Annotated in this window: 18 protein-coding genes; 14 read left to right on the top strand and 4 right to left on the bottom strand. The window is 57.1% G+C overall.

What is annotated here, in order from left to right; all coding sequences use genetic code 11:
• Nucleotides 1-194 precede the first annotated feature (194 nt).
• A complete protein-coding gene (locus IAD09_01675; GenBank protein HIT80944.1) occupies nucleotides 195-833 on the top strand; it encodes a hypothetical protein in 639 nt (212 codons plus the stop codon).
• 234 nt (nucleotides 834-1,067) lie between these two features.
• Here IAD09_01675 and IAD09_01670 read toward each other — a convergent pair whose 3' ends face one another.
• The 4 genes from IAD09_01670 to IAD09_01655 are packed head-to-tail and all read right to left on the bottom strand — an operon-like array spanning nucleotide 1,068 to nucleotide 5,426.
• Complete coding sequence (locus tag IAD09_01670) at nucleotides 1,068-1,607, bottom strand: GNAT family N-acetyltransferase (protein HIT80943.1); 540 nt, start codon at nucleotides 1,605-1,607, stop codon at nucleotides 1,068-1,070.
• Between the two features lie 15 nt (nucleotides 1,608-1,622).
• The gene (locus tag IAD09_01665; GenBank protein ID HIT80942.1) at nucleotides 1,623-2,780 is read right to left on the bottom strand and encodes a glycosyltransferase family 2 protein; all 1,158 of its coding nucleotides are present in this window, start codon (nucleotides 2,778-2,780) and stop codon (nucleotides 1,623-1,625) included.
• A 13-nt stretch (nucleotides 2,781-2,793) separates the two neighbouring features.
• The gene (recR, locus tag IAD09_01660) at nucleotides 2,794-3,420 is read right to left on the bottom strand and encodes a recombination protein RecR (GenBank protein HIT80941.1); all 627 of its coding nucleotides are present in this window, start codon (nucleotides 3,418-3,420) and stop codon (nucleotides 2,794-2,796) included.
• Nucleotides 3,421-3,440: 20 nt separating this feature from the next.
• A complete protein-coding gene (locus IAD09_01655; GenBank protein ID HIT80940.1) occupies nucleotides 3,441-5,426 on the bottom strand; it encodes a fructose-1,6-bisphosphatase in 1,986 nt (661 codons plus the stop codon).
• 97 nt (nucleotides 5,427-5,523) lie between these two features.
• Here IAD09_01655 and IAD09_01650 point away from each other — a divergent pair, with 97 nt between their 5' ends.
• From IAD09_01650 to IAD09_01590, 13 genes are all read left to right on the top strand, one after another.
• Nucleotides 5,524-6,165, top strand: coding sequence for a YihA family ribosome biogenesis GTP-binding protein (locus IAD09_01650; GenBank protein ID HIT80939.1), 642 nt, complete (start codon nucleotides 5,524-5,526; stop codon nucleotides 6,163-6,165).
• A 21-nt stretch (nucleotides 6,166-6,186) separates the two neighbouring features.
• Nucleotides 6,187-6,648 (top strand): DUF4494 domain-containing protein, encoded by a 462-nt coding sequence (locus IAD09_01645; GenBank protein ID HIT80938.1) that lies wholly within the window; start codon nucleotides 6,187-6,189, stop codon nucleotides 6,646-6,648.
• A 15-nt stretch (nucleotides 6,649-6,663) separates the two neighbouring features.
• Nucleotides 6,664-7,335 carry a YggS family pyridoxal phosphate-dependent enzyme gene (locus tag IAD09_01640; protein HIT80937.1) on the top strand — a complete coding sequence of 224 codons (672 nt, stop codon included), beginning with the start codon at nucleotides 6,664-6,666 and terminating at the stop codon, nucleotides 7,333-7,335.
• Between the two features lie 18 nt (nucleotides 7,336-7,353).
• On the top strand, nucleotides 7,354-8,343 hold the full coding sequence (locus tag IAD09_01635; GenBank protein ID HIT80936.1) for a dihydroorotate dehydrogenase-like protein: 990 nt from the start codon (nucleotides 7,354-7,356) through the stop codon (nucleotides 8,341-8,343).
• Nucleotides 8,344-8,452: 109 nt separating this feature from the next.
• Nucleotides 8,453-9,541, top strand: a complete 1,089-nt coding sequence (locus IAD09_01630) for a galactose mutarotase (protein HIT80935.1) — start codon at nucleotides 8,453-8,455, stop codon at nucleotides 9,539-9,541.
• Between the two features lie 39 nt (nucleotides 9,542-9,580).
• Nucleotides 9,581-10,954, top strand: coding sequence for an MFS transporter (locus IAD09_01625; protein HIT80934.1), 1,374 nt, complete (start codon nucleotides 9,581-9,583; stop codon nucleotides 10,952-10,954).
• Nucleotides 10,955-10,975: 21 nt separating this feature from the next.
• The gene (gene galK / locus IAD09_01620) at nucleotides 10,976-12,121 is read left to right on the top strand and encodes a galactokinase (protein HIT80933.1); all 1,146 of its coding nucleotides are present in this window, start codon (nucleotides 10,976-10,978) and stop codon (nucleotides 12,119-12,121) included.
• Between the two features lie 243 nt (nucleotides 12,122-12,364).
• A complete protein-coding gene (locus IAD09_01615; GenBank protein HIT80932.1) occupies nucleotides 12,365-13,498 on the top strand; it encodes a galactose mutarotase in 1,134 nt (377 codons plus the stop codon).
• Nucleotides 13,499-13,529: 31 nt separating this feature from the next.
• Nucleotides 13,530-15,227: a sodium:solute symporter gene (locus tag IAD09_01610; protein HIT80931.1), complete on the top strand. Its 1,698-nt coding sequence runs from the start codon at nucleotides 13,530-13,532 to the stop codon at nucleotides 15,225-15,227.
• A gap of 58 nt (nucleotides 15,228-15,285) precedes the next feature.
• Nucleotides 15,286-15,963, top strand: a complete 678-nt coding sequence (locus IAD09_01605; protein ID HIT80930.1) for an NUDIX hydrolase — start codon at nucleotides 15,286-15,288, stop codon at nucleotides 15,961-15,963.
• A 12-nt stretch (nucleotides 15,964-15,975) separates the two neighbouring features.
• A complete protein-coding gene (locus IAD09_01600; protein ID HIT80929.1) occupies nucleotides 15,976-16,665 on the top strand; it encodes an L-ribulose-5-phosphate 4-epimerase in 690 nt (229 codons plus the stop codon).
• Between the two features lie 34 nt (nucleotides 16,666-16,699).
• On the top strand, nucleotides 16,700-18,205 hold the full coding sequence (gene araA, locus IAD09_01595) for an L-arabinose isomerase (GenBank protein ID HIT80928.1): 1,506 nt from the start codon (nucleotides 16,700-16,702) through the stop codon (nucleotides 18,203-18,205).
• A 6-nt stretch (nucleotides 18,206-18,211) separates the two neighbouring features.
• Nucleotides 18,212-19,888 (top strand): ribulokinase, encoded by a 1,677-nt coding sequence (locus IAD09_01590; GenBank protein ID HIT80927.1) that lies wholly within the window; start codon nucleotides 18,212-18,214, stop codon nucleotides 19,886-19,888.
• Nucleotides 19,889-19,911: the final 23 nt, after the last annotated feature.

Raw genomic sequence — 19,911 nt, 5'->3', positions numbered from 1 at the left:
ATGTTGGCTTGTACAGCTTGTATCATCAGGCTTTACTACAAATCTATCATATACTGCATATTGAAGCGTTCTTCCTGTCATATCTTCTAAGGTTACTATATCTCCATTCTCTAAGATCGGAAGAGCGTCGTGCGTCGATGATTACAGCGTGTATGAGTATTTTGCCGACGCTTATGAATATTAATCTTGTGTATATGCGAAACTTCATTTTTTCGATTGTAGTGTTGCTCTTTCTGACGGCATTCGCCCCCGTGGCGGAAGCCCAGGAAAAAGTGCTTACACTCTCCGAAGCCGAAGCCTTACTCGAAAAAGCCCAACAGAAATACGACCAGGCCAAAAAAGACTACCGCAAGTCGCTGAAATCGCCCCAAGAGGGCACTTCGCTCAAAGCCATGCGGGCCGCCAGCCGCGAAGTAGGTCGTTACCGCCTCGAAATCTTCAAGGCCCACAAACGTGATTACCTCCGCGAAAGAGCCGAGCTGTCGGACAAAGAGGCCGCTGAATTCTTCCCCATATATGAAGAATTGCAAACCAAAATGTTCCGCGTGCAAGACGATGCCTCCCGGGCCATCAAACGGCTGATGCGTTCGAAAGAGCCTGTCTCCGAGACCGAATACCGGGCCGCCGTAGAGAAAAAGATTGAAGCCGAAATGCAGGAAGCCCTGTTGCAAAAAGAGTATTTCGAGAAATTCCTGCAAATACTTCCGGCGCAGAAAATCGTGAAAATATTTGACTCCGAGGCCCGCTTCTCCCAAGAGATGATGCGCAACCACTGGCCCAACAACAAAGACCAAGCCGGGCAGCCTCACCCCTCAACCCCCAAAGAGAAATAGCCGCATAAAATAGATTCTCAGATAACTTTGTGTTTTTTCCCGGGAGGTGCGCCTTCCGGGATTTTTTTTGCCTGACACACGACCGGCCGACACATGCCCCCCGACGCGGCAGCAAAGCAACCGCGTCGACAACTCCGCCCCAAGGCCCGTCCCCTCGGCCAAGACAAGAGGTCGATCGGCCCAAAGGTCTTGCAGGAGCTTGTAGCCCCCGGGGTGCAGGAACAAATCATCTTGTCAAGGAGGGCAAGTCCCGGCAACGCGCTGCATGACCACCACGTCGGCATACCCCCCCTCACGCACAATCCACTGCGAAAGATGCCCGCAACGCACGAAACCCGACGCCTCGAACAGGCGCAAACTGGCGACATTGGGCCCGGCAATGTGCGCATAGAGCTGGTGCAGGTGGAGAAAACCGAACGCATAACGGCACAGCAGGTCGAGAGCCTCCCTGCCGACGCCTTGCCGTCGGGAGGCGGCATCGACATAGATACCCACCGCCGCCCGGCGATGATACGGGTCGAAATCGAACAAGTCGGCCATTCCCACAACGGCCTCATCGTCACGACATACCACCATCAGCCGCAACTGACGCGACTGGTAGATGTCTTGATGCAGGCTCTCTTCGATATAGGTGCGTATCGCAAAACGCGAATAGGGCGCCAAGGCACAGCCGTCGCCCCACAGCGAAGAGTCGTTCTCCCAGCGGTAGACGAGGGAGACATCTTCGGGCTCGACGGCCCTCAACGAAAAACGGGTTCCCGATAAAAAATCCATGACAGGCTTGCAAAATTAGGTAAACGACGTATGCGCCGAAACGATTTTCCCGCTTTCGGGTGAATAGATATAAAACCGCACCTTCCCGGGAGCGCTCCACGCCTCCATGCACTCGATGATGGCTCCATAGGTGTAGAGCGAACGGTCGAAGACCACATGCTGCCGTCGCCGGGCACCGGAGAGACGGACGGCCATCTCGGCGACATCGGAGGTGACAAAATCGAGCGTGACGCCATGATGCGCCAACAACGATGCCGCGGCATCGGGTTCGCGACACAGGAGATTCCATTCACCCGACGTCTCGTCGACCTTTTTCTTCTTGGGGAAGAGCTTGCGGCGCACGGCGGCCGCCGAGGCCCGCAGGTAGATGGCCAAGCGAATGGAGAACTGGGCGAAAAACTTGTAATGGGGATAATGTTTTCGCAAGAAAATGAGCATCGCCTGGTAGAAGATGCGCACATAACGCAACGACTCGGTTTTGGTGCTTTCGCCCTTATAATGAATGATGCGCAGGGGCAGATAATAGTTGTGCCGGCCGGTAAGGGTCATGCGGTAGGAGAGGTCTATGTCCTCGCCATACATGAAGAACTGCTCGTCGAGCAGGCCGCAGCGGTCGAGCGTGGAACGCCGCAACAACATGAAAGCGCCCGAAAGCACATCGACGCGATTTATCTCATTTTCGTCGAGATAACGCAGATGATAGCGCCCGAAACGAGGGCTGCGGGGAAATATCTTGGCCAGCCCGAAAATCTTGCAGAACGAGACCCACGGTGAGGGGAAACCCCGTTTCGACTCAGGCAGGAAACGGCCGTCGCCATCGAGCATCTTCACCCCGAGGGCCCCGGCATCGGGGTGGTCATCGAGGAAGCGGCACGCCTCGGAGAGGACCGATTCCCCCACGACGGTATCGGGGTTGAGCAACAGCACATAACGCCCCGACGACAAGGCCATGGCCTGGTTGTTGGCGCGTGCGAACCCCACATTCCCGGTGTTGTAGATATATTTTACCTGCGGGAAACGCCGGGGTATATAGGTATCGGAACCATCGGTCGAAGCGTTGTCGACGACAAAAATCTCGTGCGGTATCTCCTTCACGGCATCAGCGAGCGAGAGCAGGCACTGCTCCAAGAATCCGCACACGTTGTAATTGACGATGACAATGCTCAGCGTAATCATGATTCGGGCTTCAACTGTGGAATGTTTCGTCGAACGGCAGACGGTTGATGATGGAACGTCCCAGCGTCACTTCATCGGTGTATTCGAGCTCGTCGCCGATGGAGACACCGCGGGCGAGAATCGACACCTTGACCTGATAGGGGGCCAACTTGCGGAAGATGTAGAAGTTGGTCGTGTCGCCCTCCATCGTGGGGCTCAACGCCAAAATCACCTCTTTCACGCCGCCGGCCGCGACACGCTGCACCAGGCTCTCTATCTCGATGTCCGACGGGCCTATCCCGTCCATGGGCGAAATGATTCCGCCCAGGACGTGATAGAGGCCGTGATACTGCCGCGTGTTCTCCACGACCATCACCTCCTTGATGTTCTCCACGACGCATATCGTCGAGGCGTCGCGCGAAGGGTCGGAACAGAGGGCACAGGTGTCGGTGTCGGAGATATTGTGGCACACGTTGCAATAATGCACCTCCTTGCGCAGGCGAATGACGGCATTTCCGAAACTCTCGGCCACCGACTCGTCTTGCCGCAACAGATGCAAGACCAGGCGCAAGGCGGTCTTGCGCCCGATTCCCGGCAACTTGGCAAATTCATTGACGGCATTTTCGAGCAGGGGCGAGGCAAAGGGCTGAAAGTCCATGACAGTGAGGCAGAGAGGGGTTACTGTTTTTCCTTGATATAACCGTTGCGGTAGGCAACCAAGAGCTTGTTGAGATTATAGATTTGCTCTTCAAGTTCTTTTCCTATGTCGGTGTCGCGCACCCGCATGCGACGCTGGCTCAGTTCGAGAATGACGTTGGTCGATATGATGTCGATACCGTCTTCGATGGCTTTCTGCGTCGACTCGAAAGGCTCATGCTGCACCAGTTGCAGGCCGCGGGAGTGGAAGATGAGCGTGTACCCGGCAATACCGGTCTCGGGCTGGTAAGCCTTGGAGAAACCGCCGTCGATAACCAGCAACTTGCCGCCGGCCTTGACGGGTTTTTCGCCTTTGAGCGTCTTGACGGGAATGTGCCCGTTGATGATGTGGGCATATTGGCCGGTGAGGCCAAACTCTTTGAGTATCATCTCACACACCGACTTTTCGTCGTAGTGAATGTAATAGGGGCATTTCCGCTCTTTCCACAACTCCTTGTCTTCGACAAAATAACGTTCGAACGTAGCCATCTTGTCTTTGCCGAAAGAGGGCGCGTCGGCACCGCACCAAAGGTACCAAATGTAATCGAGGGCATACTGCTTATCGGGTGAATTGACGCCATAATAGGCCAATCGTATCATTTGGTCGATTTTATCGAGGAGCGCCTTGCCCTTGTATTTCTTTCCGTCGATGGTGACGTCTTTGAGCGAGCCATCGTCGTTGAGGGGTATGGAAGCGTGGTAGAGGAGGTTGTTGTTGCGCACGAGATACATGCTGCCGTTGGAGAAGAGGCAACGCATGTGCTTGCGCAGCTTCTCGCTGTTGACAAAGGAGGCATGCAACCGGTTGACGAGTTCTTCCTCCTCGGGAGTCAACGCATAGGGGTTGGCCGGGTCGATCGTGGGGAAAATCTTGTCACGCAAGGCATATTCTTTCCCGTCGAGAATCAACACGCCACGCGCATAGTCGATTTTGTCGAGCAACAAGCGGTCGTTCATTTCAAAATCGGGGTGAGAAAGAATGAGCTGTCCTTCGAGTTTGAATTGTATGATGGAGATGGCTTTGTGCATCTGCGCCAGGAGGCGGCGGGTCTTGTCGCTATATTCGCCGTCGAGGCTCTTGGGCAAGAAGAGGGTGCAGGGGTCGTCTTTGTATTGCTCGATGGCAAAGGTGGCCAACGGCACGAGGTTGATGCCGTAACCGTCTTCGAGCGTGCCGTGGTTGCCATACCGCATCGACATGCGAATGACATTGGCCATGCAGCTGTCGTTGCCGGCGGCCGCGCCCATCCACAGAATATCGTGGTTGCCCCACTGTATATCGACGTTGTGATAGGCGCAGAGCTTGTCCATGATGATTTCGGCGCCGGGACCGCGGTCGAAGATGTCGCCCACGACATGCAGGGTGTCGATGACCAGCCGCTGTATGAGGTTGCAGATGGCACAGATGCAGGCATCGGCCCGGCCGGTGGAGATGATGGTGGAGATGATGCCGTTGACATAAGCCTGCTTGTTGGGGTCGATTTGCGACTCGTGCAACAACTCCTGCAAGATGTAAGAAAACTCGGCCGGCAAGGCTTTGCGCACTTTGGAGCGGGTGTACTTCGAGGAGACGTTCTGGCACACGCGTATGAGTTGGTGCATCGTGATGCGATACCAGTCGGTCATGTCTTTTTCCTCCTTCTTGATGAGTTCAAGTTTCTGCTCGGGATAGTAAATCAGGGTACAAAGTTCCTTGACTTCGCTCTCACGCAAAGTTTGGCCGAAGATTTCTTCGACTTTGCGACGCACCGAACCCGATGCGTTTTTGAGCACATGGAGGAATGCTTCATATTCACCGTGGAGGTCGGTGAGAAAATGTTCCGTACCTTTGGGCAGGTTGAGAATGGCTTCAAGGTTGATAATCTCGGTGCAAGCATCGGAGATGGTCGGGAACTTTGTCGACAACAACTGCAAATACCGCAGGTCATTGAATGCCGACTCGGGGGTGATAGGCGGCCTTTTTTCCATAGTATTGATGTTTAGACAGTCAAAAATAGCACTTTTTTTTTATTATCTATCAAGAAACTTCCTATATTTGTCATGTAATCTGCAAAACGTCTGTTCCATGGAGATAAAAGAGGCCCGATTTGTCATCAGCAACACCGATGTGACGAAGTGCCCGGCGGACGACCGCCCCGAGTATGCGTTCATCGGGCGGTCGAATGTGGGCAAGTCGTCGCTCATCAACATGCTCACCGGCCGCAAGGGATTGGCCATGACCTCATCGACACCGGGCAAGACCCTGCTCATCAACCATTTCGACATCGACGGGACCTGGTACATCGTCGACCTGCCGGGTTACGGATATGCCCGCCGGGGGAAGGAAGGCCGGGAAAACATTCGCCGCATCATCGAGCGTTATGTCCTCGGCCGCGAATCGATGACCTGCCTTTTTGTTCTCATCGACAGCCGCCACGAGCCGCAAAAAATCGACCTCGAATTCATGACCTGGCTGGGCGAAAACGGCGTGCCTTTTGCCATTGTCTTCACCAAAGCCGACAAACTGGGCACGACGGTCCTCCGCGACAAAATCGAAGCCTACAAGACCCGTCTGCTCGAAGAGTGGGAAGAGCTGCCCCCCATCTTCATCACCTCCTCGGAGACGCGGAAAGGCCGTGATGAACTGCTCGACTACATCGGCTCCCTCAACGAAATGATAAAAAACGCACCCTCGGGCGCTGACAGCCCGGAAGGGGAAGAAACATAAAATCTAAATTTTAAAAAGAAAATGAACTCTTGGTTCGAATGCAAAGTTAAATACGATAAAGAAATCGAAGGCGGGCTGCAAAAAAGCGTGAGCGAGCCCTACATGGTCGACGCCCTCTCCTTCACCGAAGCCGAATCGCGCATACTCGAAGAGATGCGCCCGTTTATCTCGGGCGAGTTTACCGTCGCCAACATCAAACGGGTAAAAATCAGCGAGCTGTTCTTCGACGAAAGCGGCGACAAATGGTACAAGTGCAAGGTCAACTTCATCACGCTCGACGAAAAGAGCGGCGTGGAGAAACGCACCGCCTCGTACATGATGGTGCAAGCCGCCGACTTCAAGACCGCCCTCGAAAATCTGCTCAAAGGCATGAAGGGCACCATGGCCGACTATGAAATCGCCTCGATTACCGAGACGCCCCTCATGGACGTGTTCCGCTACGATGCCGACGCCGTCCCCACCGCCACCCCCGCACAAGAATAAAAACCGCCGAAAACCATGAACGATATAGCCCGACAACTCAACGCCGTAAAATCGACCCTCCCCGCAGGTGTCGCCCTGGTGGCGGTATCGAAATTCCACCCGGTCGAGACCCTGCGCGAAGCCTACGATGCCGGACAACGCATCTTCGGCGAAAGTCGGGTGCAGGAGCTGGTCGCCAAAGAGGCCGCCCTGCCCAAAGACATCGCATGGCACTTCATCGGGCACCTGCAAACCAACAAGGTGAAGCAAATCGTCCCCTTCATCTCCCTCATACACAGCATCGACAGCCCGCATCTGCTCGAAGAGGTAGAGCGGTGCGCCGCCCGCTGCGACCGCCGTGTCGACTGCCTGCTGCAACTGCACATCGCCGAGGAAGAGACCAAATTTGGCTTCTCTCCCGACGAATGCCGCGACTACCTGGCCTCGGGCACCTGGCGCGACCTCGCCCATGTGCGCCTGCGCGGGGTGATGGGCATGGCCACCCTCACCGACGACGAACAGGCCGTGCGCCGCGAGTTTGCCACCCTGCAAGCATTCTTTGCCGAAATCAAAGAACAATACTTTGCCGGCGACGACGCCTTTACGGAAATATCCATGGGCATGTCGCACGACTACCGGCTGGCGCTCGATTACGGCACGACAATGGTGCGCGTCGGCACCCTCATTTTTGGAGAAAGAAATTATTAATCTTATAAAACCACTATCATGTTAAAGACACAGTATGCAGGATTGGAATTGAAAAATCCCATCATCGCCGCCAGTTCGGGACTGACCGACCAAGTAGAAAAAATCATCGCCCTCGAAAAAGCCGGCGTGGGCGCCGTAGTACTGAAATCGCTCTTCGAAGAGCAACTCGCCGCACAAAGCGAGCATCTGCTCAACAGCTCCGACAGCGATTACCCCGAAGCCTATGACTACCTCCAAAACATCGTCAAAGCCCACGAGGTAGAAAAATACCTGACCTTGATACGCGAAGCCCGCCAAGCCGTATCAATCCCCATCATCGCCAGCATCAACTGCTACGACGACGGCAGCTGGGAGAGCTTCGCCACCGACCTCGAAAAAGCCGGTGCCAATGCCATCGAACTGAACATACAGAAAATCAATCCCACCCCCGAATACCGTCCCGGCACCATCGGAAAACTCCACGTCGAGATTCTGCAAAAAGTAGAAGCCGCCGTGAAAATTCCCGTGACGGTGAAGATAAGCCGCAACCTCTCCAACCTGGTGTCGGTTGTCGACCAGTTGCGTGCCGCCGGAGCCGCCGGCGTGGTACTCTTCAACCGCCCGTGGCAACCCGACATCGACATTCATAGCCGCCGCCTCATTGCCGGCAACCCGTTCAGCACCTCGGCCGAGTTGAGCGACACCCTGCGCTGGCTGGGCATCGTCTCGGGACAAGTAAACAAACTGCCGCTGGCCGCCTCGACCGGCGTACACACCCCCGAAGACCTCGTGAAGGTGATTCTGGCCGGCGCATCGGCTGCCGAACTTTGCTCGACCCTCTACATCAACGGAGAAGCCATCGTAGGCAAAATGCTCGACTTCCTCACCGGCTGGCTCAAAGAGCAGGGATTTGCCTCGCTCCAAGAAGCCATCGGCGCACTCAATTACAAAAACATTCCCGACGTCGCTTACTACGAACGTCTGCAATTTATCCGCCAATATCGCGAAGCCGGCAACAGCAAGCACTGATTGCCGCCGCGCGTGTTTCTCACACACTCACACAACAACCGTAAACTCCCGACCCGGCCGCCAACTGGCCCGGGCCGGGAGCGCCGGTGAAATAAAAAAACTTTTAACCATGACAACCGTAAACCATACCGAAAAAACACAGTCGGGACTATCTTTCGCCGACTTCGATACCGTCATCGACGGGAAAAAGGTATCGCTTTTTCAACTGACCAACCGCAACGGGGCCGAAATCTGCATCACCAACTACGGCGGCATCGTCGTATCGCTGCTGGTGCCCGACCGTGACGGCAAGATGACCGACGTCGTGCTCGGTCACAGCACCCTCGACAGCTACCTGCACTCGCCCGAGAAATACCTCGGCGCCCTTATCGGCCGCTACGGCAACCGCATCGGCAAGTGCCGCTTCAACCTCGACGGGAAAAACTACACCATCACATCGAACAACCCGGCTTGCGCCCTGCACGGCGGCATCAAAGGTTTCAACGAAGTGGTGTGGGATGCCCGCCAAAGCGACACCCAGACCCTGCACCTCATCTACCGTTCGCCCGACGGCGAAGAGGGATTTCCCGGGAACATGAAGATAGAGGTGACCTATACCCTCACCAACGAGAACGCCATGGAGATACACTACCGGGCAACAACCGACAAAGCCACCGTGTGCAACCTCACCCATCACTCGTTTTTCAACCTCAACGGCGACGGCGGCGGCGAAGTGACCAACCACGTCGTGACCATCGACGCCCCCTTCTACACCCCGATGGACGCCGACTCGGTGCCCACCGGCGAGATTGCCACGGTCGAAGGCACCCCGATGGATTTCAGGAAACCCACGGCCATCGGCCTGCGCATCGACGACAACTTCGAGCAGTTGCAATTCGGCCGCGGATATGACCACAACTATGTGCTGGCCAAGAACTTCCCCGGAGAATATGCCTTTGCCGCCGAAGCCTACTCCCCCCAAACGGGCATCGTCATGACCGTCTACACCACCGAACCGGGCGTACAGCTCTACACCGGCAACTGGCTCAACGGATTCACCGGGAAATGCAACCGCACATACAGCGCCCGCACGGCCGTATGCTTCGAGACCCAACATTTCCCCGACAGCCCCAACAAGCCGCATTTCCCCTCGACGCTCCTGCGCCCGGGCGAGACCTACACCCAGACGTGCCGTTACCAATTCTCGGTGCGACAATAACCCCCTCTTTTGCATACGAATTTTATAAATAAGAAAGTTATGATACAAGAAAAGAAAAACAGCAATATCGTCGCCATCATCACGATGTTTTTCATCTTTGCGATGATATCTTTCGTGACCAACCTGGCGGCCCCCATCGGCACCATTTGGGGATACCAGTTCGAAGGCAACGGCGTGCTGGGCATGATGGGCAACATGATGAACTTCTTGGCCTACCTCTTCATGGGTATCCCGGCCGGTAACCTGCTGGTGAAAATCGGATACAAGAAAACCGCCCTTTGGGCCATGGCCGTGGGTGTCGTGGGTCTGGCGGTGCAATACCTGTCGAGCGTCGTCGGCACCGACACCGTGCTCTTCACAATGGACAGCACCATCGAAAAAGAGGGCGTGCTGCAAACGGTGGCCTTCCCCGTAACGTTCAACTACTTCATCTACCTGCTCGGAGCCTTCATCTGCGGCTTCTGCGTGTGCATGCTCAACACCGTGGTGAACCCCATGCTCAACATACTGGGCGGCGGCGGTAACAAAGGCAACCAGCTCATTCAGGCCGGCGGCGCGCTCAACTCGCTCTCGGCCACCCTCACCCCGTTCTTCGTGGGTGCCCTCATCGGCTCGCTCACCAAATCGACAACCATGGTCGATGTCGCCCCGCTGTTGTGGATAGGCATGGCCGTCTTCGCCGCGGCGTTCCTCATCATCACGTTTGTCGACATTCCCGAGCCGCACCTGCACAAGGGAGGCAAGAAAGAGGTCTTCGAGCATAGTCCCTGGAACTTCCGCCACACGGTCATGGGCGTCATCGGCATATTTATATATGTAGGCGTCGAAATCGGTATTCCCGGCACCCTTAACTTCTACCTGGCCGACCAAAGCGTCACCGGTGCCGGTGTCGTGGGCGACGCATCGGCCATTGCGGGAGCCATCGTGGCCATCTACTGGCTGCTCATGCTCGTGGGCCGCACGCTGAGCAGCGCCATCAGCGCCAAAGTATCGACCCGCACCCAACTCATCGCCGTGTCGGCCACGGCCATCGTGCTGGTAATCCTGGCCATCTTCATTCCCAAGACCTGCACGCTCGACATGCCCGGTTACAGCGTGAGCAACGGCATCGTCGTGGCCCAAGTTCCGGTAAGCGCCCTGCTGCTCGTGCTCTGCGGCCTCTGCACCTCGGTCATGTGGGGAGGCATCTTCAACCTCGCCGTCGAAGGACTGGGCAAATACACGGCCCAAGCTTCGGGCATCTTCATGATGATGGTCGTTGGCGGTGGCATTCTGCCCCTCATCCAGCAATACCTGGTGAAGGTGAGCGGATACATGAACAGCTACTGGCTCATCGTGGCCGCCCTCGCGTACCTGCTCTACTACGGCATTTCGGGCTGCAAGAACGTAAACAAAGATATACCTGTCGATTAACCCATTAAATTGCTATACCTTATGGACAACACACTTGTAAGAACCAGTTTCCAGAAATATTTCGCGACCTCGGGCGACCTCTACTTCTCGCCGGGACGCATCAACCTCATCGGCGAACACACCGACTACAACGGGGGCTTTGTCCTGCCCGGAGCCATCGACAAAGGAATCCTCGCCGAGATAAAACCCAACGGGAAAAACATCGTCCGCGCCTACTCGGTCGACCTCGACGAGTATGCCGAGTTCGGCATGGAAGAGAGCGACAAACCGGCACAAAGCTGGGCTTGCTACATCTTCGGCGTGGTGCGTGAAATCATCAAACGCGGCGGAAAAGTGGGCGGCTTCGACACCGCCTTCTCGGGCGACGTGCCCCTCGGTGCCGGCCTCTCCTCGTCGGCCGCCCTCGAAAGCACCTTCGCCTTCGCCCTCAACGACCTCTACGGCCTGGGCATCGACAAGTTCGAGCTGGCCAAGATAGGACAGGCCACCGAGCACAACTACTGCGGCGTGAAGTGCGGCATCATGGACCAGTTTGCCTCGGTATTCGGCAAAGCCGGCCATCTCATTCGCCTCGACTGCCGCTCGCTCGAATATGAATATGTGCCCTTCGACCCGAAAGGCTACAAAATGGTGCTCATCGACTCGGTGGTGAAACACGAACTGGCCTCGTCGGCCTATAACCGCCGCCGCGAATCGTGCGAAGCCGTCGTGGCCGCCATACAGAAACGCCACCCCGAAGTGTCGCTCCTGCGTGACGCCGACATGGCCATGCTGGCCGAAGTGAAAAACGAGGTGAGCGCCGAAGACTACATGCGCGCCGAGTATGTCATCGAAGAAATCCAACGCCTGCTCGACGCCTGCGACGCCCTCGAAAAAGGCGACTACAAGACCGTGGGCGAGAAAATGTACGGCACCCACCACGGCATGAGCAAACTCTATGAGGTGAGCTGCGAAGAACTCGACTACCTCAACGACGTGGCCCGCGAATGCGGCGTCACCGGCTCACGCGTCATGGGAGGCGGCTTCGGCGGCTGCACCATCAACCTCGTGCCCGAAGAGAAATACGACCACTTCATAGAGACGGCCGTCAAAGGCTTCACCGAAAAATTCGGCAAGGAGCCCAAAGTCTACCCTGTTACCATCAGCGACGGCGCCCGCAAATTGTAATACCGGCAAACCGTCGGACATACATTCAAAAAGACCTTTGTCTCCTTATGGGACAAAGGTCTTTTTTATACCCATAGCCCTCCTATGATAACCAAAAAAGGCTTTCCCTTTACAAATTCTCCTCAAAATGAGCCATTTTATGTTGCAAAACATATTGTAAAACGAATAAGCAGTCCGAATAAGTGTTATTTTCACACCGTTAAAATCCACAACCCTCGACAATAACATAAAATCTATATGCTCATGAAAAAACACGCTTTTCTCCTGGCCGCGCTGACACTCCTGCTGGGTGCCTCCTGCACGCAAAAGGCCGAAACCACCCTGTCGGGTCTCAACCCGGCCGATTTTGAGACCGTCGTCGACGGAAAACCGGTAGCCCTCTATACCTTGAAGAACGCCGCCGGCATGGAAGTCTGCATCACCAATTTCGGCGGACGCATCGTCTCGCTCATGGTGCCCGACCGCAACGGCGAAATGCGCGACGTGGTATTGGGATTTGACAACATCGCCGACTACCAGAACGTGCCCTCCGACTTCGGAGCGTCGATAGGCCGCTATGCCAACCGCATCGACCACGGCCGCCTCATCATCGACGGCGACACCGTGCAACTGCCGCAAAACAACTTCGGACACTGCCTGCACGGCGGCCCCGACGGCTGGCAATACAAGGTGTATGAAGCCCGCCAGCTCGACGGCAAGACCCTCGAACTCTACATGGACTCGCCCGACGGCGACGAGAACTTCCCCGGCCGCGTCGAGGCCAAAGTGACCTATAACCTCACCGACGACAACGCCATCGTCATCGCCTACGAGGCAACCACCGACGCGCCCACCGTCGTGAACATGACCAACCACTCCTACTTCAACCTCTCGGGCGACCCCACCCGCACCATTCTCGACCATCTGCTCACGGTCGATGCCGACAGCTACACGCCCGTCGACAGCACTTACATGACCACGGGCGAGATAGCCCCCGTCGAAGGAACTCCGATGGACTTCCGCACCGAAACGGCCGTGGGAGCCCGCCTGCATGAAAACAACGAACAGTTGAAAAACGCCAACGGCTACGACCACAACTGGGTACTGGCCACCGCCGGCGACGCCGAACGCACCGCCACCCGACTGGTATCGCCCGAGACAGGCATCTGCCTCACCGTGCGCACCACCGAACCGGGCATACAAATCTACTCGGGCAACTTCCTCGACGGCACGGTCAAAGGGAAAGGCGGCATCGTCTACAACCCCCGCACCGCCATCTGTCTCGAAACACAACATTACCCCGACAGCCCCAACAAACCGCAATGGCCCTCGACCCTGCTGCGCCCCGGCGAGAAATACGAGAGCCTCTGCATCTACGGATTTTCGATTGCTGAGTAACCTGTTTTTATAAACCTTAAATAATCATATTGTGGAAACATTAGATTGGATTGTCATAGGGCTCTTCTGCTTAGCCCTCGTGGGCATCATCGTATGGGTGATGCGCCAGAAACAAGATGACTCGAAAGATTACTTCCTCGGTGGCCGCGACGCCACATGGATTGCCATCGGCGCCTCGATTTTCGCCTCGAACATCGGCTCCGAACACCTCATCGGCCTTGCCGGCGCCGGCGCGTCGAGCGGCATGGCCATGGCCCACTGGGAAATTCAGGGCTGGATGATATTGATACTCGGCTGGGTCTTCGTCCCGTTCTACTCGCGCAGCATGGTCTACACGATGCCCGAGTTCCTCGAACGCCGCTACAACCCCCAGTCGCGCACCATACTCTCGCTCATCTCGCTCATCAGCTATGTGCTCACCAAGGTGGCCGTGACGGTCTATGCCGGCGGACTGGTCTTCCAGCAGGTCTTCGGCATCGACACGCTGTGGGGCATCGACTTCTTCTGGATTGCCGCCATCGGCCTGGTGGTCATCACCGCCCTCTACACCATCTTCGGCGGCATGAAATCGGTACTCTACACCTCGGTGCTGCAAACCCCCATTCTCCTGCTCGGCTCGCTCATCATTTTGGTTCTCGGATTCAGGGAACTCGGCGGCTGGGACGAGATGATGCGCATTTGCAGCAACGTCACCGTCAACGATTACGGCGACTCGATGACCGACCTCATACGCAGCAACAGCGATCCCGACTTCCCATGGTTGGGCGCACTCGTCGGTTCGTCGATTATCGGTTTCTGGTACTGGTGCACCGACCAGTACATCGTGCAACGTGTGCTCTCGGGTAAGAACCAGAGAGAGGCCCGCCGCGGAAGCATCTTCGGCGCCTACCTCAAACTGCTGCCCGTCTTCCTCTTCCTCATTCCCGGCATGATAGCCTTTGCCCTGCACCAGAAATCGCTGGCCGCCGGAGGTGAAGGATTCCTGCCGATGCTGGCCAACGGCATGCACAACGCCGACGCCGCCTTCCCCACCCTGGTATCGAAACTGCTGCCCGCCGGCGTGAAAGGTATCGTGGTGTGCGGTATCCTGGCCGCCCTCATGAGCTCGCTGGCCTCGCTCTTCAACTCCTCGGCCATGCTCTTCACCATCGACTTCTACAAACGCTTCCGTCCCAACACGCCCGAGAAAAGACTCGTGGTGATAGGCCAGGTGGCCACCGTGGTCATCGTGCTGCTGGGCATCTTGTGGATACCCATCATGCGCAGCGTGGGCGACGTGCTCTATGCTTACCTGCAAGACGTGCAGTCGGTACTGGCTCCCGGTATCGCCGCCGCCTTCCTCCTCGGTATCTGCTGGAAACGCGCTTCGGCCAAGGGCGGCATGTGGGGATTGCTCGCCGGCATGATTATCGGCCTCACCCGCCTCGGCGCCAAGGTCTACTACTCCACCGCAGGAGCCGCAGCCGGCGACAGCCTCTTCAAGTACCTCTTCTACGACCTCAACTGGCTCTTCTTCTGCGGCTGGATGTTCCTCTTCTGCCTCCTCGTGGTCATCGTGGTGAGCTACTGCACGCAGGCTCCTTCGGAAGAGAAAATCAAGGGGCTGGTATTCGGAACGGCCAGCAAGGAACAACTGGCCGAAACCCGGGCCAGCTGGAACAAGTGGGACATCATTCACACTTGCATCATTATAGCCATTACCGCCGCATTCTACTGGTATTTCTGGTAAAACAACAATCCCTGCCGCACCCGTGACAAACCGTGCGGCAGGGGTGCAACAACAAACTATGTCGTACTATCATTCCGAAATCAAACACTACGTCGCCGTGGACTGCGTCATCTTCGGTTTCCAGCAAGGGTCGCTCAACCTGCTGCTGCTCAAACGCAAGATGGAACCGGCCCAAGGGCAATGGTCGCTGATGGGGGGATTCGTGCGCGAAGGCGAGAGTGTCGATGACGCGGCCAAGCGGGTCTTGGCCGAACTCACCGGCCTCGAAAACGTCTACATGGAGCAGGTACACACGTTCGGCGCCATCAATCGCGACCCCGGCGAACGCGTCATATCGGTCGTCTACTACGCCCTCATCAACATCGACGAATACGACCGCGAACTGGTGCACGAGCATAACGCCTACTGGGTCAACATCGACGAGGTTCCGCCCCTCATCTTCGACCACGAAGAGATGGTGGCGCAGGCCCGGGAAAAGATGAAACAGAAAGCGGCCCGGGAACCGATAGGCTTCAACCTGCTGCCCAAGCTGTTCACCCTCACCCGCCTGCAAAGCCTCTATGAGGCCATCTACGGCGAGACCATCGACAAACGCAACTTCCGCAAACGGGTAGCCGAGATGGACTGTATCGAGAAAACCGACAAAATCGACAAGGAATCGTCGAAACGGGGCGCCTCGCTCTACCAGTTCAACGCCAACGTATATAACCGAACCAACACGAAATTCAAACTTTAAAAACATACCGCTATGTTAGAAGCTCTGAAAGAAAAAGTATTCCGTGCCAACCTCGACCTGGTCAAGCACGGGCTGGTCATTTTCACCTGGGGAAACGTCTCGGCCATCGACCGGGAGAGCAACCTGGTTGTCATCAAGCCTTCGGGCGTAAGTTATGAAACGATGGTGGCCGCCGACATGGTGGTGGTCGACCTCGATGGCAACATCATCGAAGGCGGCCTGCGTCCATCGTCCGATACCCCCACGCACCTCATGCTCTACAAAGCCTTCGACGGCATCGGAGGCATCGTGCACACCCACTCGACCTACGCCACCGCCTGGGCACAAGCCGGCCGCGACATTCCCAACATCGGGACGACACACGCCGACTACTTCCACGATGCCATACCCTGCACCGACGAGATGTCACGCGCCGAGGTCGAAGGGAACTATGAAAAAGAGACCGGCCGCGTCATCATCAGATGCTTTAAAAACATCGATCCCCTGCACACGCCGGGGGCCCTCGTGCGCAACCACGGGCCCTTTGCCTGGGGCAAAGACGCCGCCGACGCCGTACACAACGCCGTGGTGATGGAACAGGTTGCCCAGATGGCCTACCTCTCCTACCAAATCAATCCCGAGCTCACGATGAACCCGCTGCTCGTCGAGAAACATTTCAGCCGCAAGCATGGCCCCAACGCCTACTACGGGCAGAAAAAATAACCTCATGTATCAACAAACAAAAAAATAACACGCTATGAAAGGATTTGAAAATTTTGAAGTCTGGTTTGTCACCGGCGCCCAACTGCTTTACGGAGGCGATGCCGTCATCGCCGTCGACGCCCACTCCAACGAAATGGTAAAGGGGCTCAACGAATCGGGCAACCTGCCTGTAAAAGTCGTCTACAAAGGCACCGTCAATTCGGCCCGCGAAGTGACCGACACGCTCAAAGCCGCCAACAACGACCCGCGCTGCATCGGCGTCATCACCTGGATGCACACCTTCTCGCCGGCCAAGATGTGGATACACGGCCTGCAAGAGCTGCGCAAACCGTTGCTGCACTTCCACACCCAGTTCAACAAGGAGATTCCCTGGGAGACCATGGACATGGACTTCATGAACCTCAACCAGTCGGCACACGGCGACCGCGAATTCGGCCACATCGTCACCCGCATGCGCAAAAACCGCAAAGTGGTCGTAGGCCACTGGCAAGACCCCGCCGCACAAGCCAAAATCGCCGTGTGGATGCGGGTGGCCGCCGCCTGGGCCGACGCACAGGACATGCGCATCATTCGCTTCGGCGACCAGATGAACAACGTGGCCGTGACCGACGGCGACAAGGTCGAGGCCGAAATGCGGCTGGGCTATCATGTCGACTACTATCCCATTGCCGACCTCGTGGCCGTGCAAGACCAGGTAACCGATGCCGAAGTCGACGCCCTCGTGGCCGAATACGAGAAAGAGTATGACCTCGCCCCCAACTGCCAAGCCGGCGGCAAAGACCGCCAGCAGGTGCGCAACGCCGCCCGTGAGGAGATAGCCCTGCGCCGCTTCCTCGAAGCCAAAGGGGCCAAAGCCTTCACCACCAACTTCGACGACCTCGCCGGCGTAGACCAACTTCCCGGCCTCGCCTGCCAACGCCTTATGGCCGAAGGCTACGGTTTCGGCGCCGAAGGCGACTGGAAGACGGCCGCCCTCTACCGCACCATGTGGTTCATGGGTCAGGGACTGCCCCGCGGCTGCTCGTTCCTCGAAGACTACACCCTCAACTTCGACGGCGAGAAGAGCGCCATACTGCAAGCCCACATGCTCGAAGTGTGCCCCCTCATCGCCGAGCACAAACCCAAACTCGAAGTGCACCCCCTCGGCATCGGCGGCAAGAACGACCCCGCCCGCCTCGTCTTCACCTCGAAACAGGGAGCCGGCGTCGCCGCCACGATTGTCGACATGGGCAACCGCTTCCGCCTCATCGTCAACGAAGTCGACTGCATCAAGTCGAAAGAGCTGCCCAAGCTGCCGGTCGCCTCGGCGCTGTGGATTCCCCGTCCCAGCTTTGAAGTAGGTGCCGCCGCTTGGATTCTGGCCGGAGGCACCCACCACACCTCATTCTCCTACGACCTCACCACCGAATACCTCGAAGATTATGCCGACATCGCCGGCATCGAACTGGTGGTCATCGACGCCAACACGACCATTCCGCAATTCAAGAAAGAGTTGCGCCTCAACGAGATTTACTACATGCTCAACAAAGCCCTCTGCTAAAACCGAATGATTATGAGTAAATATGTCATAGGACTCGACTACGGCAGCGACTCGGCCCGGGCCATCGTCGTCGATGCAGCCACCGGTCGGCAGCTTGCCTCGTCGGTCAAATACTATCCCCGTTGGAAAACGGGAAAATACTGCGACCCCGCCGCCAACCAATATCGCCAGCACCCGCTCGATTATGTCGAGGTGCTCGAATCCTCGGTGCGCGAAGCACTGGCTGCCTGCCCCGCCGGAACGGCGGAGCAGGTGGTGGGCATCGCCTTCGACACGACAGGCAGCACGCCGGCCTTCACCGACGAAAGCGGCAACCCGCTGGCACTCCTGCCCGAGTTTGCCGAGAACCCCAACGCCATGTTTGTCTTGTGGAAAGACCACACCGCCGTGAAAGAGGCCGCCGAGGTCAACGACCTCGCCCGTCGCTGGCACACCGACTACACTTCCTATGAAGGAGGCATCTACTCCTCGGAGTGGTTTTGGGCCAAAGCCCTCCACATCTTGCGCGAAGACCCGCAAGTGCGGGCCAAAGCCTACTCCATCGTGGAATATTGCGATTGGCTGCCGGCCCTCATCACCGGCGTGAAACACAGCCGTGACATCGTGCGCAGCCGCTGCGCCGGCGGCCACAAAGCCATGTGGCACGAGAGCTGGGGCGGACTGCCCGACGAGGAGTTTCTCACCACGCTCGACCCGCTGCTGGCCGGATTCCGCAGCCGCCTTTTCGACAAGACCGAGACAGCCGACAAACCGGTAGGCACCCTCTCGCCCGAGTGGGCCGGGCGGCTGGGACTGTCGACCGACGTCGTCGTGGCCGGCGGAGCCTTCGACTGCCACATGGGCGCCGTGGGTGCCAACATCGCCCCGCACACCTTCGTGCGTGTCATCGGCACCTCGACCTGCGACGTGATGGTCGTTCCCTATGAAGAGATTGGCGACAAACTCATTCGGGGCATCTGCGGCCAGGTCGACGGCTCGGTCATTCCCGGCATGATAGGTCTCGAAGCCGGCCAATCGAGTTTCGGCGACGTCTACGCCTGGTTCAAACGAGTGCTCGAATATCCGCTCCGTGAGATATTGGCCAAATCGGAAATCATCGACGAGGCCACCAAGGAAAAACTCATCGCCGAAACGGCCGACCAAATCATTCCCCGCCTCACCGCCGAGGCCGAGAAACTGCCCGTCGACGAGAACGCCCTCCTCGCCACCGACTGGCTCAACGGCCGCCGCACCCCCGATGCCAACCAACTGCTCAAAGGCACCTTGACGGGAATCACCCTCGGCAGCGACGCACCGCGCATCTTCCGGGCCCTGGTCGAGGCTACGGCGTTCGGCTCGCGAGCCATCATCGAGCGGTTCCGCAGCGAAGGCGTGCGCATCGACCACGTCATCGGCATCGGTGGCATCGCCCTGAAATCGCCCTTTGTGATGCAAACCCTCAGCGACGTGCTCAACATGCCCATCAAGGTATGCCGCACCGACCAGGCCTGTGCACTCGGCGCCGCCATGTTCGCCGCCACGGCCGCCGGCCTCTACCCCACCGTCGAAGCCGCACAGGCCGCCATGAACTCGGGATATGCCGCCGAATACCGTCCAAACGCAAATAATGCAGTCAAATATCAAAAGATATACGAAAAATATTGTAATTTAGGGGCGTTTACCGAAAAAGAACTTTTTGCGTAAGACTAAAATACAAAAACAAATAT

This window comes from Candidatus Caccoplasma merdavium (assembly GCA_018715595.1).
Lineage (GTDB): Bacteria > Bacteroidota > Bacteroidia > Bacteroidales > UBA11471 > Caccoplasma > Caccoplasma merdavium.
The sequence above is the reverse complement of the archived record's forward strand: the minus strand, read 5'-3'. Positions and strand labels throughout refer to the sequence as shown.